This window comes from Streptomyces sp. NRRL F-5123, from assembly GCF_000721495.1.
In the GTDB taxonomy this organism is placed as follows: domain Bacteria; phylum Actinomycetota; class Actinomycetes; order Streptomycetales; family Streptomycetaceae; genus Actinacidiphila.
Window position 1 is genome coordinate 92,727 of record NZ_JOHY01000015.1, and the last position, 17,217, is coordinate 109,943.

Genomic DNA, 17,217 nt, shown 5'->3' on the forward strand with positions numbered 1-17,217 from the left:
CATACAACTGCGGTACCCGGTGCGCCAGGACCTCAAGCCCGGACGACCCGACAGCACGAGTTCAAATTCAGTAGCAGAGGGATGTGTCTGCCGCGTCAACAAGAGGGCAATGAATCGGTAATTACAGATGCCCGCAGTGGCGATCTCTTTGCCGTTGAGTAAATACTTACGTGCACTCGCCAGTAGGATGCATTCCTGCTGCAAGGATCATTCCGCCATGCATTTTTGAGTGGTTCTCGAAAGGAATTTGCGGAATTGAAGACCTTCAGCAGTGGGACACCGGCGCCTCAGGGTGCCCGCCGTTCCCCGGGGCGGTCGGCCATGATCGCGGTGGTCGCGGCCGCCGCCCTCGGGGTCGGGTTACTGCCCGGTGCGGCCGTCGCCTCGGCGCTGGCCGGACCGGGTGCGGCGCCGCGGCAGGTCGTGGCGGAGCCACGCCCCGGCGCCGCGTTCGTCCCGCTCTCACCCGCGCAGCGCAGCCAGGCGCTCGACGAGGCCGCCGACGCGGCGCCCGCGACCGCGCGTTCGCTGAAGCTGGGCGCGCGGGACAATCTCATACCGAAGGACGTCCTCGAGGACGCCGACGGGACCGTCCACACCCGCTACGAGCGGACGTACGACGGACTACCCGTCATCGGCGGCGACCTGGTGGTCCACGAGCGGGCCGGCGTCCGCACCACCACCTACGCCTCGACGGCGGAGCTGACCGTACCCACGACCAAGGCCGGCGTCCCGGCGGCCGAGGCCAGGAAGTCGGCCCTGGGCAAGGCCAAGGCCAAGGGCACCGGCAAGGGCGTCTCGGACACCGCACCGCGGCTGGTCGTCTGGGCGCAGGGCGGAAAGCCGACGCTGGCCTGGGAGTCCGTCGTCAGCGGAGTGCGGCAGGACGGTTCCCCGAGCGAGCTGCAGGTCGTGACCGACGCCGCCAGCGGTGACGTCCTCGTCACCGCCGAGCAGGTCGAGTCCGCGGTCGGCAACAGCCAGCACAGCGGGCAGGTCGGGATCGGCAGCACCCAGCAGGCCGACGGCAGCCACACCCTGACCGACCCCCAGCACAACGGCCACCGGACGCTGGACGCGACCACCGACTTCAGGGGAGTGCCGTTCACCGACAGCGACGACGTGTGGGGGGACGGCACCGCCGCAAACCCCCAGACCGCAGCGGTGGACGCGGCCTACGGCGCCCAGACCACCTGGGACTTCTACCACGACCGCTTCGGCCGCAACGGCATAGCCAACGACGGCCGCGGCAGCTACTCCCGGGTTCACTACGAGGCGCAGGCCGGGGTCCCGCTGGCCAACGCCAACTGGCAGGACAGCTGCTTCTGCATGAGCTACGGCGACGGCCTGAACGGACAGCATCCGGTGACGTCCCTGGACATCGCCGCCCACGAGATGGCGCACGGCGTCACCTACAGCACGGCCAACCTGGCCGGCACCGGTGAGTCGGTCGCCCTCAACGAGGCGATCAGCGACATGATGGCCGCCGCCGTCGAGTTCTACGCCAACAACCCGCACGACATCCCCGACTACACCATGGCCGAGCTGGACGACCTGCACGGTGACGGCAAGCCCATCCGCTACATGGACCTCCCGTCCAAGGCGGGTGTCAGCGCGGTCGGCTACGCTCCCCTGGACTACTGGCAGCCGGGTAGCAAGCAGCTCGAGGCGCACATGGCAGCCGGTGTGGGGGACCACTTCTTCTACCTGCTCGCCGAGGGCAGCGGCCAGAAGACCATCAACGGTGTGGCCTACGACAGCCCCACGTACGACGGGCTGCCGGTGACGGGCATCGGGCTGGCCGGCGCCACGAACGTCGTCTACCGCGCGCTGACCGTCTACATGACCAGTACGACCGACTACGCCGACGCCAGGGCCGCCACCCTGCAGGCCGCCTCCGACCTCTACGGCCCGCTCAGCGACGCCTACGAATCGGTCGCCAACGCATGGGCGGGCGTCAACGTCGGGCTCCGGTACGTCAACCACATCGCCGTCAAGGCGCTGCCCACCGAGCCGGTGGCGCTGGACCAGCTGGTCAGCCGACAGATCGTGGCGACGAGCACCCGGCCCGGTCCGCTGACGTACGCGGCCGCCAACCTGCCGAAAGGTCTGTCGATCGACTCCGCCACCGGTCTGATCACCGGTACGCCGACGGCGGTCGGTGACAACCAGACCACCATCACCATCACGTCGTCGGCCGGGGACGTCCGGACGATCCCGGTGATCTGGACCGTTCTCCAGTCCGGCGGGGACTTCTTCGTCAATCCGACCACGTACACCATCCCCAAGGGGCGCACCACGCAGTCCCCGCTGGTCGTCACGGGGAGGACGGGGAACGCCTCCAGCGATCTGCAGGTCACGGTGGACCTCGACCACGGGTTCAGCAACGCCCAGGTGCTCGACCTGATCGCCCCGGACGGCACGGTCATCCCGGTGAAGCCCTGGGGGCCCTGGGTGCTGACGCCCGAGCTGCACGAGACCTACACCGTCGACGCCTCGGCCGTAGCGGCGAACGGCACATGGGCGCTGCGGGTCACCGACGGCACTCCGGGCATGTACGACATCCCCGAGGGCCATCTCCAGCGCTGGAGCCTCACCTTCCCGACCGCGTGACCGTTTGATCCGTCTGCCCGGTCCGATCGACCCGATCGGACCGGGCTCCGCCGCGAAGGGTTGCCTGAAAGAGGTATCGCGCGGGTTCAGGGTCGATTCCCTGGTCAGCCGGCGGCTCATCAAGTCGACCATCGCCGGCTTGGTCATGGCCGTCGTGAATCTCGTCGCCGTCTACACCAAAATCACATCCGTTGTCACGAACGATGATCGGTTGCATCCGAAGGCAGATCTCCCGACCTTCCCGCGGAGAGAAAGGTACTGGAACCGTTCCTCGAAGGTTTTGCCTTTAGACGTTGGGGACCTGCAGCTCGTCCCAACTGGTCTTGCCGGGGATGCCGTTGGCATCGTCACCTGCGAGGCCGAGTTTCTGCTGCCAGGCGGCGTAGGACTTCACGTCGCCCGGGCCCCATACGTCGGCGTCGGCGCTCGACTGGTACCGGTTGCAGTCTTCGGCGACGAGCCGCTGGTGCATTGCGGCGATGATCGGCGATTTCTGTCCGGTGTGGAAGAACGACGCACCAGGGAACGGCTCGAAGGCGGCGGGGCCGCCACCTGACTGGTAGGCGGTCAGTGCCCTGTTCGATGGTGAGCGGCGTTGCTTGAAGACCGTCTGCACGCGGGCGTCGGTGCGTGGCAGTTTGCTGTGGCCGCTGAGAATGGCCCCAGGAATTTCGTAGTTGTAAACGACTTCGTCGCTTGCGGCCTCAACCGACACCGCCTGACCGGAAAGGACCTGACGGACTCCGGAGTAGCTCGTACGCAGTTCGCGGTCGAAATAATCCAGCTGGGCATCCATGTTGGACAGGACATCCGTCCCGAGCGCAACTCCGTTGTAAACGTGCCTGAAAAGCCCCGACCTCCGGGAGGGTGACGTCCACTGGGCGAGGCCGACGCCGGGTAGCTTGGGCCCCTGATCAGGTGGTTTCCGATCCATGATTTGGACAGCTGTGAAATTCGTGGTCACTCCGGCGAAGTTCTTCGCTCGCATCGGGGTGGACGGCGAGCTGCCCTCGATGCGATTCGGCAGAACAGCCGACTCTGCCCACAAGTTCCCGACGATCCCGGCGGCACCTGCGGGCGGATAACCGTACCGGTCGACGAGTTGCCTCATGCAGTAAAGCATGCGGTCGTCGTTTCCGACCTTTGTCCAGTCGCCGGCCGACGGAACCACCGCGACCGCGGCGGGCGCGTTTCCCGGTCCGTGACCGGGGAAGTCGGCATCGGCTGGAGGAGGTCCTGCTTCGATGTTCGGAGATTTTCCGTTCATTTCAGGCTCCTCACGCGAAGCCCGCTTCGCCCGTCGCGAGGGCGCACGGCGTCCACCACGGCTGGAGAAGCCGGGTAAGGGGGACAGGGAGATGCTTGTCCAGGTGTGAACCGCTGCCGCCGGTGGCGATTGCCCCGGTCCTGTTCAAAGCCCAACCTGAGTTCATCGTACTGCGATGCACCGCAGCTCGCCCTGCATCACATTACGCGGCCATCGGGTAACCGAACGAGGCCGCCAGGCAGGTCCCGCAGTGCAGGAGCGAAGGGTCCCCGCTGCTACGACCGGGCCTGGGTCGCCACCCACGCCGGCGGCCTCCGGCACCTGCTGATCCGCCGCAACCCCGCCACCGGCGAGCTCGCCTTCTACCTCTGCTGGTCCCCACAACAAGTGTCCCCGGCCGAGCTGGTCCGGGTCGCCGGCATCAGGCGGTGCATCGAAGCGTGTTTCCAGTCGGCGAAAGGCCAGGTAGGCCTGGACCACTGCCAGGTCCGCCACTGGACCGCCCGGCACCGGCACATCACCCTGGCCGTGCTCGCCCTGGCCATTCTCACCGCCCCGGCTGCCGACGCGGCGCCGGGCGGGCACGCCGTCACCGCGGCCCTCATCGGCATCAGCCTCACCGGAGGAACCGTCCGAGCCTGGTCGTTGCATTGGGCGCGATCCTCCTGATCTGATGAACAGCGGCCACGTGATCATGCAGCTTTCCCCTACCACCAGCAGATCCTTCTCCGCGCAGTCCTGGCAGTCGCCGTCGTCACAGACCGGCTGCGCGCACGCCCCGACGAAAGGAAACAACGATGACACGCACGCTGACCCGATTCGCCGCTCTGCGGGCGCCGATCGACGGCGCGGCCGCAGCCCCTGCCACCGCCCGCTCCGCGGCCCTGACCACACACGCCTTCGCCCCGGCAGGCGAGATCGCGGCAACCACGCTCAGCGCCCACCCCGACACCACGAATACCTCGGCCAACCCGCTCAACCCCGTGCCCATCGGCTCCTCGCTGACGCCAGACGCCGCAGGGCTCAATGGCGCAGCCACGACGGACCGGGGGTAGCGGCGTGCGTACCTACCCGGCCGGCCCGTGCACGGAAGACCGGGCCCACCACGCGGAGGGGCCGGTGTGGGACCACACCCGATCAGAGCTGATCTGGGTCGACGTCTACCGCGGACTGATCCACAGCGCGCGGTGGAACCCCCGCGCCCGGGAGTTGCACCTGGAACGTACCTACCACGCGGGCCAAGCGGTCGCCGCCGTGGTCCCGTGCACGGACGCCGGCCAAGGCTGGATCGTAGCCACCGAATTCGGTTTCTCCCGGCTGCGCTCCGACGGCACGTTCCAGACCCTCACCGAACCTGAGCGCGAGCGGCAGCCCGCTACCCGGATGAATGACGGCAAGTGCGATCCGCGGGGGCGGTTTTGGGCGGGCAGCATGGCTCACGACCGCACCCCCGGTGCCGGCACCCTGCACTGCTTGGCGGGCGACGTCAGCACTCCCGTGCTCGAGCAGGTCACCATCTCCAACGGCATGGCCTGGACAGGTCCCGACGAATTCCTGTACATCGACACGCCCACCCAGCGAGTTGATCGTCTCCGCGTTGCCGCAGACGGACGCATTGCCGCGCAGGAGACCGCGTTCGTCATCGCACCCGGTGCAGGCGCGCCGGACGGCATGACCATTGACCAGGAGGGCTGTGTGTGGATCGCCATGTGGGGAGCAGGCGCCGTCCTGCGCTTCACACAGAGCGGCGAAGTCGTCGGACGGATCGACCTGCCCGCACAGCAGGTGAGCAGTTGCTGCTTCGGCGGTCCGGACCTGCAGACTCTGTTCATCACCACATCGCAGGAGGACTACAGCCCCCGCCGAATCGCGGAGGAACCGGACGCGGGACGGCTGTTCGCAGCCGACGTGGACATCCCGGGACGACCTGCCGACTTCTACGTGTCCGGCGTTGCGAGTTGAACAGAGCCGCACCATGGAACAACCGACCGCAGCGCGCCCACCGAGGCCGCGCTGCTCGGCTGCGGAGCCGTGGCGCAGATCGCGGCGCGGGACGTGCAGCCCGCCGCCATCCGCGACGGCGCAGCGCCGAACCGGCACACCTACGGGATCAACCCGACCAGGAAACCGCTTCTGGCCCGTCGAGGCCTCCAGACCCTCGCCTCCAACTCACGGCGGCCCGCGCGCAAGACACCCCTGAGTGGATCGCCGGCCCCGTCCGAAGGGTCGCCACCTGCGATTGCCTACGCGGTGAGGTCTCGTCCCCGGGGCGGTGCCGTTGAGGCGCGTACCACCAGTTCGGTGGCGAGTTCGATGTGGTGGGACTCGACCTTGCCTCCGTTCACCAGCCGGAGGGCGGTACGGAGGGCGGCACCGCCCATCTCCCTCAACGGCTGGCGCACGGTGGTCAGTGGCGGTGATGCCATCCGAGCGATGTCCGTGTCGTCGAAGCCGACCACGCTCAGGTCTTCCGGGATGCGCAGGCCCCGGGCGCGGGCAGCCTCGATGACACCGAGGGCGATCTCGTCGTTGCCGGTGAAGATCGCCGTCGGTGGTTCCTCCAGGTCCAGTAGTGCCGAGGCGCCGAGCAGGCCGGTCTCGTACGTGAATTCTCCGGGCCGGACGTAGGCGTCGGGTACACGCGCTCCTTCCGCCTCCATGGCGGCGCGATAGCCGTGCATGCGTGCTTGGTTGCACACGGCCATGGCCGGTCCGCCGAGATAGGCGACACGGCGGTGGCCGAGGGAGAGCAGGTGCCGGGTCGCAGCCAGGCCACCGGAGAAGTTGGTCGCCCCGACGCTGTGGACCCGGCTGTCGGGCAGGTGCAGCGGGTCCAGCACAACCATGGGCAGCCCGGCCCGGGCCAGCTCCTTCAGGTGCTCGGCGGTGTAGACGCTGGTGACCACGATGAGGGCGCGGCGTCCGGCTGAGACGAGATCCCGTGCCCAGTGCGGGGTGCGGGATGCCTTGCTGATCACCACCGAGGCCCCTGCCTCGGCGGCGGAGTCGATGATGCCTTCCAGGGCCCGGGCCACGTAGGACTTGACCTCGCCCTGGAACTGCACCTCGATGATCGGGCTCTCCAGGGCTTCGGTGTGGCGGAACACCGGTGCGAGGTACTCGTGCTGGTACAGCAGTTCCTGCACCCGGGCGCGGGTCTGCGCCGCCACGTCACCGCGACCGTTGACCACTTTGGACACGGTGGCGACGGAGACCCCAGCTGCTTGGGCGATGTCAGCCAAAGTGGCACGCCTGGCGTTCGGTGGCATCGGTTCCTCTCAGCTGTACGTCCACCGGTGTGGTGAGCCGTCGGCCACGGCCGGTCACTCGGGTGGGCCCGCCCAACCGTACGGCAACCGGCAGGGAGCGCGGAGACAGGGAGTCGCACCCGCGGCCTGCCGCGGGCCGGAGTCGGCCGACACGCCGGCCGTCGTCGCCGGCGCCGGCGTCGCGGCCAGGAGGTCGTCGACCTCGTCCGTCACCGGCAGTGAACCAACCACGGTCATCGCATACCCACTCTGTCGTGCTCTCACCTTCGATGTTTCGAAAACCTTTCGATCCCTTCCGGGCCCCGTGAGCGCCGTGATGACTTGATGTTACCCGGAGTTGACGGGTACTCAGCGGCGTGCTGCCCATCCCTTGACACGACATCACTTCGAAATCTAACGTGCACTCACGGAAAAGTCAGCCGGTGGTTTCGAAACGTTTTCGGCATGATCTCTGAGACGCCGGTGGCCCTCGAGTGCGGAGAACACCATGGAGATCCCTGTCTCTCGACGTACCTTGTCCCGGCGGACCCTGCTCGGCATGGCCGCCGGCCTGCCGGTCTCGGCGGCGCTGACGGCCTGCGGCTCCTCCGGTCCCGGCGGCGGCAACGTCGGCGCCACCTACTGGTACCTGAGCAGTCAGCCTCAGGAAGGCGTGAGGGCCCGCGCGGTGAAGGCTTTCAACAAGGCCCACCCCAAGGCGCAGATAAAGGACACGACCTTCCAGAACGACGCGTACAAGACGAAGATCAAGACCGCCATCGGCGCCGGGCAGGCGCCCACCATCATCTACGGCTGGGGCGGCGGGACGCTGCGCACCTACGTGGAGGCGGGTCAGGTCGAGGACCTCACCTCGTGGTTCGGCGAGCACTCCGAGGTCAAGAAGCGGGTGTTCCCGACCTCGTTCGGCGCGGCTACCGTCAACGGCAAGATCTACGCGATGCCGTGCGAGTGCGTGCAGCCGATCATCCTCTACTACAACAAGAGGCTCTTCGAGCAGGTCGGCGTGAACCCGCCGCAGTCCTGGGACGACATCATGGCGCTGGTGCCCAGGTTCAACGCGAAGGGCATCGCACCGTTCGCCCTGGGCGGTCAGTCCCAGTGGACGAACATGATGTGGCTGGAATTCCTGTTCGACCGCATCGGCGGACCCGAGGTGTTCCAGGCCGTCGTCGAGGGCGAGAAGAACGCCTGGTCCAACCCGGCCGCCATCACCGCGCTGACCAAGGTGCAGGAGCTGGTCAGGGCCAACGGGTTCATCAAGGGCTTCTCCTCGATCACAGCGGACTCCAACGCCGACCAGGCGCTGCTGTACACCGGCAAGGCCGCGATGATGCTGCACGGCGCCTGGTCGTACGGCATCCAGCAGGCCGACGGCGGGGACTTCGTCTCCAGCGGCGGGCTGGGCTACATGAACTTCCCGCCCGTCGAAGGCGGCAAGGGCGATCCGAGCAACAGCTTCGGCAACCCCGCCCAGTACCTGTCCATCTCCTCGAAGGCCAGTGACGAGGAGAAGAAGGTCGCCAAGGAGTTCTTCGCCAACGGCGTCCTGCAGGACGCCGAGGTGAAGCAGTGGATCGACATCGGTTCGGTGCCGATCCGGCTGGGCACCGAGAAGTTGCTGGCCGCCTCCAAGAGTGCGGATTTCCTGCAACTCACCTACGACATCGCCACCAAGGCCAAGGCGTTCGGCCAGTCCTGGGACCAGGCGCTCAGCCCGATGGCCGCCGAGACGCTGCTGGACAACATCTCGAAGTTGTTCCAGCTGTCCGTCTCGCCCGAGCAGTTCGCCGGCAACCTCAACGCGGTCCTCGGCAAATGAGCGCCCTCACCAGCCATCCGCAGCGTCGCGGACCGCGCAGCATCCTGCCGTGGTTGGCGGCGCCGGCGCTGGTGGTCTTCGTCTGCTTCGCCGTGGTTCCCCTCGTCGGCGTCCTCGTGCTGAGCTTCACCACATGGGACGGGATCGGTGCCATCCACGCGTCCGGACTGACCAGCTGGCGTACGGTCCTCTCCGACCCCGGGCTGCCGCACGCACTCCGGGTGACGTTCCTCGTGATGATCGCGTCCTGGGCCGTTCAGACCCCCCTGAGCATCCTGCTCGGCACCTTCCTGGCCGGCCGCCCGCGCTACCGTGCGGCGCTGGGCGTGGTGTACTTCATCCCCCTGCTGCTCAGCTCCGCGGCGATCGCGGTCGCGTACAAGGCCCTGCTGGACCCCAATTTCGGCCTGGGCGCCGGGCTGAAGATCGGGGCGCTCAGCAAGGACTGGCTGGGCAGGCCCGGGCTCGCATTCGGTGTCATCGTCTTCGTCGTCTCCTGGCAGTTCATCCCGTTCCACTCGCTGATCTACCAGGCCGGGGTCCAGCAGATTCCGAAGTCCCTCTACGAGGCGGCGCAGTTGGACGGAGCCGGGCGGATCCGGCAGTTCTTCAGCATCACGCTGCCCCAACTGAAATACACCGTCATCACCTCGTCCACGCTGATGGTGGTCGGATCGCTGACCTTCTTCGACCTCATCTGGGTCCTGACCGAGGGCGGCCCCGGAGACGCCACCCGGGTTCTCGCGCTGGACATGTACAAGCGGGGATGGCGGGGCAGCCAGATGGGGCCGGCCAGCGCCATCGCGACCATCCTGGTCCTGATCGGCCTCGCCCTCGCCCTGCTGCTGCGCCGGCTCGGAGGCCGGGACGCCGGTGAGAGCCAACTCGAGGGGGCCTGACGTGACCACCACGCTCACCAGGACGCAGCATCCGGAGAAGGACGCCCGCCACGAGCGGCGACGCCCCTCCCGCACGGCGGCCGGCCGGCACAACTGGACCGCCGGCCTGGCCGGTTGGGTCTGGCTCGTCGTCGTCGTCATACCCCTGTACTGGATTCTCATCACCAGTCTCAAGGCCCAGAGCCGCTACTACGCGAGCAACCCGCTGGTGCCCTCGAGCGACCCCACGCTGGCCAACTACCGGCTGGTCATCGAGTCCGACTTCATCCGCTATTTTGCGAACAGCGTCGTGGTCACCGTCGGCGCCGTGGTGCCGGCGGTCGCCTTCTCCATCATGGCCGCCTACGCGATCGTACGCGGCTGGCGCATGCGGGTCCTGCGCGCGATGAACGGGCTGTTCCTCATGGGGCTGGCCATCCCGCTGCAGGCGACGGTGATCCCGGTCTACCTGATCATCATCAAGCTGAGGTTGTACGACAGCCTGCTGGCGCTGATCCTCCCGTCGATGGCTTTCGCCATCCCGCTGTCCGTGCTGGTGCTCGCCAACTTCGTCCGCGACATCCCCAAGGAACTGTTCGACTCGATGCGGGTCGACGGCGCCGGTGAGTGGACGACACTGTGGCGACTGGCGGTACCGCTCACCCGCCCGGCCGTCCTCACCGTGACCATCTTCAACGGACTGACCATCTGGAACGGGTTCCTGCTGCCACTGGTCCTCACCCAGAGCCCCGGCCGCCGGACCCTGCCGCTCGCGCTGTGGTCCTTCCAGGGCCAGTACGGCGTCAACGTCCCCGCCGTTCTCGCAGCCGTCGTCCTCACCACACTGCCCGTCCTGGTCCTGTACGCGTTCGGCCGCCGGCAGCTGCTCAGCGGTCTGACCGCCGGATTCAGCCGTTGATCGGCACGCGGACCGGGCCCGACGGGCGCCGGAGGAAAGGGAACGCCACCGTGGCCGTGGAGACCACCCCCGAAATGCCCCTCTGGAACGATCCCACCCTTCCCGCCACCACCAGGGTCGACGCCCTGATCGACGCGATGACCCTTCAGGAGAAGACCGGCCAGCTGTTCGGCGTGTGGGTCGGCGCCTCCGACCAGGGCGGCGAAGTGGCGCCCCACCAGCACGACATGGAGGAGGCCGTCGACCTCGACGCGCTGCTGCCCACCGGACTCGGTCAGTTGACGCGTCCCTTCGGCACCGTCCCCGTCGATCCCGCCCTCGGTGCCCTCTCCCTGGCCCGCACCCAGGCTCGCATCGCCTCGGCGAACCGTTTCGGCATCCCCGCTCTGGCGCATGACGAGTGCCTGGCCGGGTTCGCCGCCTGGGGCGCGACGGCCTATCCCGTTCCGCTGTCCTGGGGCGCCACCTTCGACCCGGACACGGTGCGCCGCATGGCAGCCGCCATCGGCCGCGACATGCGGTCCGTCGGCGTCCACCAGGGCCTCGCACCCGTCCTCGACGTCGTACGCGACGCCCGCTGGGGCCGGGTGGAGGAGACCATCGGCGAGGACCCCTACCTCGTCGGCAGCATCGGTACGGCGTACGTGCAAGGCCTCGAGTCCGCCGGTGTCGTCGCCACCCTCAAGCACCTCGTCGGCTACTCGGCCTCACGTGCCGGCCGCAACCTCGCCCCCTCCTCCATGGGCCCGCGCGAACGCGCCGACGTCCTGCTGCCCCCCTTCGAGATGGCCATCCGCGAGGGCGGCGCCCGCTCGGTGATGAACGCCTACACCGACACCGACGGCATGCCCTCCGCAGCCGACGAGGACCTGCTCACCGGACTGCTGCGCGACACCTGGGGCTTCGACGGCACCGTCGTCGCCGACTACTTCGCCATCGCCTTCCTGAAGACCCTGCACGGCGTCGCAGCCGACTGGGCCGAAGCCGCCGGCACCGCACTCGCGGCGGGAATCGACGTCGAACTGCCCAACGTCAAGACTTTCGGCACCCCCCTCGTGCAGGCCGTCACCGAGGGCCGCGTACCGGAAGAGCTCATCGACCGTGCCTTGCGCCACGTCCTCGTCCAGAAGGCGGCGCTCGGCCTACTGGACCCCGAGTGGAGCCCGAAGCCGGCCGCGCTCGACGGCGCAGATCCCGACGACCCGGAGGCGCTGCGCGGCACGGTCGACCTGGACCGGCCCGAGAACCGTCAACTGGCCCGCGAGATCGCCGAGAAGGCGATCGTCCTGCTCACCAACGACGGCACCTTGCCGCTCGCCGGGCCCCGCCGTATCGCCCTGATCGGCCCCAACGCGACCGAGCCCACTGCGGTGCTGGGCTGCTACTCCTTCCCTCAGCACATCGGCGTCCGCCACCCCGGCACCCCGGTCGGCATCGAGCTGCCCACGCTTGTCGACACTCTCGCCGTCGAGTTCCCCGACGCCGAGATCACGGTCGCCCGCGGTACCGGAATCGACGACGGAGACCTATCCGGCATCCCCGAGGCCGCCCAGGCGGCACGCGAGGCCGACGTCGCTGTGGTGGTGCTCGGCGACCGCTCCGGGCTGTTCGGGCGGGGCACGAGCGGCGAGGGCTGCGATGCCGAAGCACTGGTCCTGCCCGGTGGGCAGCAGCACCTCCTCGACACCCTGCTCGATCTGGACACGCCCGTGGTCACGGTGCTGCTCGCGGGACGGCCGTATGCCCTCGGCCGCGCCGTGGAGGAGTCCGCCGCGATCGTGCAGTCCTTCTTCCCGGGGGAGGAGGGAACTCATGCGATCGCCGGGGTTCTCAGCGGCCGTGTCAATACCTCCGGTCGCCTCCCGGTGAGCGTGCCGCGCGGCCCCGGCTCCCAGCCGACCTCGTACCTCGGTGCGCGGCTCGCGCACGCCAGCGAGGTGTCCAACGTCGACCCGACCCCGGCGTTCGCCTTCGGCCACGGTCTGTCCTACACGGAGTTCGACTGGAGCGACCTGACCGTGGACACCCAGGAGGCCCCGACGGACGGAGAGTTCACCCTCGCCCTCACCGTGCGCAACACCGGCGACCGGTCGGGCACCGAGGTCGTCCAGCTCTACCTGCACGACCCGGTCGCCTCCGTCGTCCAGCCGGTGCAGCGCCTCGTCGGCTACACCCGCCTCGAACTGGAGCCGGGCGAGGCCCGCCGCGTTCGTGTCGCGGTACCGGCCGACCTCGCATCGTTCACCGGCCACGACGGGCGGCGCGTCGTCGAACCGGGCGCACTGGAAATACGGTTGGCAGCCTCCAGCGCGGATGCGCGCCTGACGGCCAGGGTCACGCTGACCGGAGCCAAACGGCACGTGGACCACACGCGGCGCCTCCATGCCACATTCGGGCAGGAGCCGGTGGGGCGGGCCTGACCAGGGTGTGCGCAGCGTCCGTCGCAACGGCGGCGCCGCTGCGCACACCGGGCCGTGCGTCGGCGCCGCCTTCGCCGTCTGTGCGGCGGCTTCCGGCGCCCGGAGCCCATGCTCGTCCCCGGTGTCCGACCGGAGCCGTGCAGCTCACAGAAGGCCGCGCCGGGCGAGGCAGCGCATCAACGCTCGTACGCCGAACGTCCACGGTGCGGCCTGCTCGCTGGTGACCACGGTGTTGACGAGAGCACCGAGACGAGGGCTGGAGATCCGCACGATGTCGCCGTACTCGTGGGTGAAGCCCGCGCCGGGTGCGTGTCGGTCCTCGGTGGGGGCGAACAGGGTTCCGGTGAACAGCGCGAAACCGTCCGGGTACTGATGGTGCGAGCCGTGCGTGGCGGCCACCAGCTCCAGGATGTCGCGGCTGATCTCGCTCATGGAACTGCTGCCGTGCAGTACGTAGCCGTCCGTGCCGTCGATCCGCAGGTCGATGTCCAGCCCGCGTACGGTGTCGAGGCCGAAGCCGTCGTCGAGCAGGCGGACGAACGGGCCGATCGCGCACGACGCGTTGTTGTCCTTGGCACGGGACAGCAGCAGCGCGCTGCGTCCCTCGACGTCGCGGAGGTTGACGTCGTTGCCGAGCGTGGCGCCGCGCACGCGGCCGCGCGAGTCCACGACGAGGACGGCCTCGGGCTCGGGGTTGTTCCACACCGAGGCGCCGAGCACTCCGACGTCGGCTCCGGTGCCGACGGCGGACAGCACCGGGGCCTTGGTGAACACCTCCGGGTCCGGCCCGATGCCGACCTCCAGATACTGCGACCAGAGCCCTTCGGAGATCAGCAGTTCTCTGGCTTTGCCCGCCTCCGGCGATCCGGGACGGATACCGTCGAGCGCGCCGCCCACCACCTGCCCGACGCGCTCGCGCACCCGGGCTGCCTGCGCCGGATCGCCGCCCGTGCGCTCCTCGATGACGCGCTCCAGCAGGCTCCGGGCGAAGGTGACGCCCGCGGCCTTGATCACCTGCAGATCGATGGGGGCCAGCAGATGCGGAACGTCACGGCGGTTGGCGGGGGCTTGCAGCAGTTCGTCCAGGCTCCAGGTGGATCCGCCGCCGGCCTCGCGGACGACCGCCGCCGCGTCGTCGCGTTCCAGCAGGTCGGAGACGGTGGGCGCGATGGACGTCAGGTCGACGACCTGCTCGCCGCGGACCGCGGCCACACACGGCCCGTCCCACTCCGGGGAGTGGACGCGTGCGACAAGGGCGGCCCGGTCGGCGTCCTCCGGCAGAACGGACGCGGCGGTGAGGACAGGGCGAGGACGCGCTGCTGCTGATTCCATGATCGGTGTTCTCCTGGATTCGAGGGGCCGGTCTCCGGAGCGGGCTCAGTGGGAGTCGCGGGGAACCTCGTGGCCACGGCTTCCGCGCAGGAAACCGAAGTCGGCGCCCCGGTCGGCCTGTTCCACGTTCTGGGTGTAGAGCCAGGCGTAGCCGCCGGTGTGCCGCTCGGCGGGTGCCTGCCACGCTTTCTGCCGCCGGGTGAGCTCGGCGTCGTCCACGTCCAGGTTCAAGGTGCGGTTCGGGACGTCGAGGACGACGGGGTCGCCGTCGCGCACCAGGGCGAGGGGTCCGCCGACGGCGGCCTCGGGCGCCACGTGCAGTACGACGGTGCCGTACCCCGTGCCGCTCATCCGGCCGTCGCAGATGCGCACCATGTCCGTGAGCCCGGCCTTCAACAGCTTGGCGGGCAGCGGGACGTTGGAGACTTCGGGCATGCCGGGGTAGCCCTTGGGACCGGCGTTGCGGATGACGATGACGGTGTTCTCGTCGACGTCGAGATCCGGGTCGTCGGCGACGGCGTGGTAGGCCTCGGGGGAGTCGAAGACCCGTGCGGGGCCGCGGTGGGTGAGCAGGTTCGGTGACGCGGCGGACTGCTTGATCACGGCGCCGTCGGGGCACAGGTTGCCGCGCAGGACGGCGGTACCGGTGCCGGCCGGCTGGAAGGGGGCGTCGAGGCCGGTGATGACGTCGGTGTTGTAGTTCTCGGCGCTGCCGACGTTCTCGGCGATCCCGCGTCCGGTGACGGTGATCGGCTCGCCGTGCAGCAGCTCGCCGCGGAGCAGCTCGGCCATGACGGCGGGCAGCCCGCCCGCGTAGCAGAAGTCCTCCATGAGGTACTTGCCGCTGGGCATCAGGTTGACCAGGGTCGGCACCGCGCGGGCCAGCTCGTCGAAGTCCTCGAGGTCCAGGTCGACGCCGACGCGTCCGGCGATGGCGGTGAGATGGATGATGGCGTTGGTGGAGCCGCCTATGGCCGCGTTGACCCGGATGGCGTTCTCGAACGCCTCCCGGGTCAGGATCCGCGAGGGGCGCAGCTCCTCCTCCACCATCCGCACGATGCGCTGCCCCGCCGACTGCGCGGTCTCCATCCGCCGGGAGTCGACCGCGGGCCAGGCCGCCGAGCCCGGCAGCTGCATGCCGAGCGCCTCGGCCATGCAGGCCATCGTGGAGGCGGTGCCCATGGTCATGCAATGGCCGTCGGAGCGCGCCATGCAGCCCTCGGCGAAGAAGCACTCCTCCTCGGTCATCCGGCCGGTCTTCAGGTCCTCCTCGAACTTCCACACGTGGGTGCCGGATCCCACGTCCTGGCCCCGGTACTTGCCGTTGAGCATCGGCCCGCCGGTGACCATGACGGCGGGCAGGTCGACGCTGGCGGCGCCCATGAGCATGGCGGGTGTGGTCTTGTCGCAGCCGGACAGGAGTACGACGCCGTCGAGCGGGTTGGCCCGGATCAGCTCCTCGACCTCCATGGCCATGAGGTTGCGGTACAGCATGGCGGTGGGGCGCATCAGGGTCTCGCCGGTGGCCATGGTGGGGAACTGGAGCGGGAGGCCGCCGGCCTGCCACACACCGCGCTTGACGGCTTCGGCGACGCGGGTCAGGTGGGCGTTGCACGGGGCGAGTTCGGAGGCGCTGGTCGCGATGCCGATGACGGGGCGGCCGTCGAACACCTCGTGCCCGAGTCCCTGGTTGCGCATCCAGGAGCGGTACAGCATCCCGCTGCGGCCACTCGCACCGAACCATGCCTGGCTGCGACGGCTCGTGTGGTTCCCGTCGGTCATGTGGGTACTCCTGTGCTCTCGCGTCGGCTGGTTCGCGGTGGGGCGGTGTCGGGCGGGGGCCCGCAGGCCGTAGCCTTGGGAGTAATCATTAAATGATTCGATGAATGGCGTCCAGGGGAGAACAGAGATCGTGGGGCATTTCCCGACCACGTACGAGCGCGTGGTCGACGAGCTCGGCCGCCGCATCGTGGGCGGAGTGTGGGAACCGGGGCATCCGCTGCCGGTCGAGGACCTGCTCGCGACCGAGATCGGCGTCAGCCGGGGCGTGTTGCGGGAAGCGGTCAAGGCTCTGGTGGCCAAGGGGATGCTGCGTGTACGCCCGCGAACCGGCACGCGCGTCCTGCCCCCCGGGCACTGGAACCACCTGGACCGTGACGTCCTGCGCTGGAAGCAGGCCGGGGACGCCACGGCACTGCTGCGCGACACGAGTGAACTGCGCCGGATCGTCGAGCCGGAGGCAGCCCGGCTCGCCGCCGGCCGGGCCTGTCCCGACGACGTACGAGCCCTGTACGACACCCTGGCCGCCATGGAGGCCGCCGCGGCGGAACCCGGCCGCAGCGGGTACGTCGAGGCCGACATCGCCTTCCACCGGGCACTGCTCGACGCCGGCGGCAACCGTCTGCTCGGCTCACTGGGCCGTGCCATCGGGATCGCCCTGGAGCACAGTTTCCTCGTCAGCACCCAGACCCCGGGCGCGGTGGAAGCCTCGCTGCCCGGCCACCGCGCCATCGTGGAGGCCGTGGCGGCCGGAGATCCCGCGGCTGCGGCGGCCGCGGTACTGGCCGTCATCGAAGCGGCCGAAAAGGAGATCGCCCAGTCACCCGGACTGCCGCGTGACGCCGAATGACCCGACCGGCTTCGCAGGAGCGTCAGCGGCAAGCTGAAGACGGCTCGGGCCGGCGCCACGATTTCAGCGGT

The 17,217-nt window shown here is 69.1% G+C and carries 12 protein-coding genes and 1 pseudogene; 9 read left to right on the forward strand and 4 right to left on the reverse strand.

Annotation, left to right across the window (positions count from 1 at the left end):
• The first annotated feature begins 321 nt into the window (after positions 1 to 321).
• The gene (locus IH54_RS0116605) at positions 322 to 2,613 is read left to right on the forward strand and encodes a M4 family metallopeptidase (protein ID WP_031517479.1); all 2,292 of its coding nucleotides are present in this window, start codon (positions 322 to 324) and stop codon (positions 2,611 to 2,613) included.
• 286 nt (positions 2,614 to 2,899) lie between these two features.
• Here IH54_RS0116605 and IH54_RS45585 read toward each other — a convergent pair whose 3' ends face one another.
• On the reverse strand, positions 2,900 to 3,880 hold the full coding sequence (locus tag IH54_RS45585) for a phage tail tip lysozyme (protein WP_159011890.1): 981 nt from the start codon (positions 3,878 to 3,880) through the stop codon (positions 2,900 to 2,902).
• A gap of 240 nt (positions 3,881 to 4,120) precedes the next feature.
• On the opposite strand from IH54_RS45585, the pseudogene IH54_RS48110 reads away from it, so the two are divergent.
• The 3 genes and pseudogenes from IH54_RS48110 to IH54_RS0116625 all read left to right on the forward strand — a co-directional run.
• Positions 4,121 to 4,456, forward strand: a pseudogene (locus IH54_RS48110) (IS701 family transposase); the annotation flags it as partial.
• Between the two features lie 221 nt (positions 4,457 to 4,677).
• On the forward strand, positions 4,678 to 4,935 hold the full coding sequence (locus tag IH54_RS0116620; RefSeq protein ID WP_031517483.1) for a hypothetical protein: 258 nt from the start codon (positions 4,678 to 4,680) through the stop codon (positions 4,933 to 4,935).
• A 64-nt stretch (positions 4,936 to 4,999) separates the two neighbouring features.
• The gene (locus IH54_RS0116625) at positions 5,000 to 5,842 is read left to right on the forward strand and encodes an SMP-30/gluconolactonase/LRE family protein (protein WP_052397532.1); all 843 of its coding nucleotides are present in this window, start codon (positions 5,000 to 5,002) and stop codon (positions 5,840 to 5,842) included.
• 281 nt (positions 5,843 to 6,123) lie between these two features.
• Here the strand turns inward: IH54_RS0116625 and IH54_RS0116630 are convergent, their stop codons facing one another.
• Complete coding sequence (locus IH54_RS0116630; RefSeq protein ID WP_031517486.1) at positions 6,124 to 7,149, reverse strand: LacI family DNA-binding transcriptional regulator; 1,026 nt, start codon at positions 7,147 to 7,149, stop codon at positions 6,124 to 6,126.
• A gap of 487 nt (positions 7,150 to 7,636) precedes the next feature.
• On the opposite strand from IH54_RS0116630, the gene IH54_RS0116635 reads away from it, so the two are divergent.
• From IH54_RS0116635 to IH54_RS0116650, 4 genes are all read left to right on the forward strand, one after another.
• Entirely contained in the window at positions 7,637 to 8,968 is a 1,332-nt protein-coding gene (locus IH54_RS0116635; RefSeq protein WP_031517487.1) for an extracellular solute-binding protein, read from the forward strand.
• Positions 8,965 to 9,867 carry a carbohydrate ABC transporter permease gene (locus IH54_RS0116640; RefSeq protein WP_031517488.1) on the forward strand — a complete coding sequence of 301 codons (903 nt, stop codon included), beginning with the start codon at positions 8,965 to 8,967 and terminating at the stop codon, positions 9,865 to 9,867. Before IH54_RS0116635 ends, IH54_RS0116640 begins: the two co-directional genes overlap by 4 nt.
• A gap of 1 nt (position 9,868) precedes the next feature.
• Positions 9,869 to 10,765 (forward strand): carbohydrate ABC transporter permease, encoded by an 897-nt coding sequence (locus IH54_RS0116645; RefSeq protein ID WP_031517489.1) that lies wholly within the window; start codon positions 9,869 to 9,871, stop codon positions 10,763 to 10,765.
• A gap of 74 nt (positions 10,766 to 10,839) precedes the next feature.
• Positions 10,840 to 13,185, forward strand: a complete 2,346-nt coding sequence (locus tag IH54_RS0116650; RefSeq protein WP_043181225.1) for a beta-glucosidase family protein — start codon at positions 10,840 to 10,842, stop codon at positions 13,183 to 13,185.
• 144 nt (positions 13,186 to 13,329) lie between these two features.
• On the opposite strand, the gene IH54_RS0116655 is transcribed toward IH54_RS0116650, so the two are convergent.
• On the reverse strand, positions 13,330 to 14,517 hold the full coding sequence (locus IH54_RS0116655; protein ID WP_031517491.1) for a fumarylacetoacetate hydrolase family protein: 1,188 nt from the start codon (positions 14,515 to 14,517) through the stop codon (positions 13,330 to 13,332).
• Positions 14,518 to 14,562: 45 nt separating this feature from the next.
• A complete protein-coding gene (locus IH54_RS0116660; protein WP_031517492.1) occupies positions 14,563 to 16,299 on the reverse strand; it encodes an IlvD/Edd family dehydratase in 1,737 nt (578 codons plus the stop codon).
• 100 nt (positions 16,300 to 16,399) lie between these two features.
• Between IH54_RS0116660 and IH54_RS0116665 the strand changes: the two genes are divergently transcribed.
• A complete protein-coding gene (locus IH54_RS0116665) occupies positions 16,400 to 17,146 on the forward strand; it encodes a FadR/GntR family transcriptional regulator (protein WP_031517493.1) in 747 nt (248 codons plus the stop codon).
• The last annotated feature ends 71 nt before the right edge of the window (positions 17,147 to 17,217 follow it).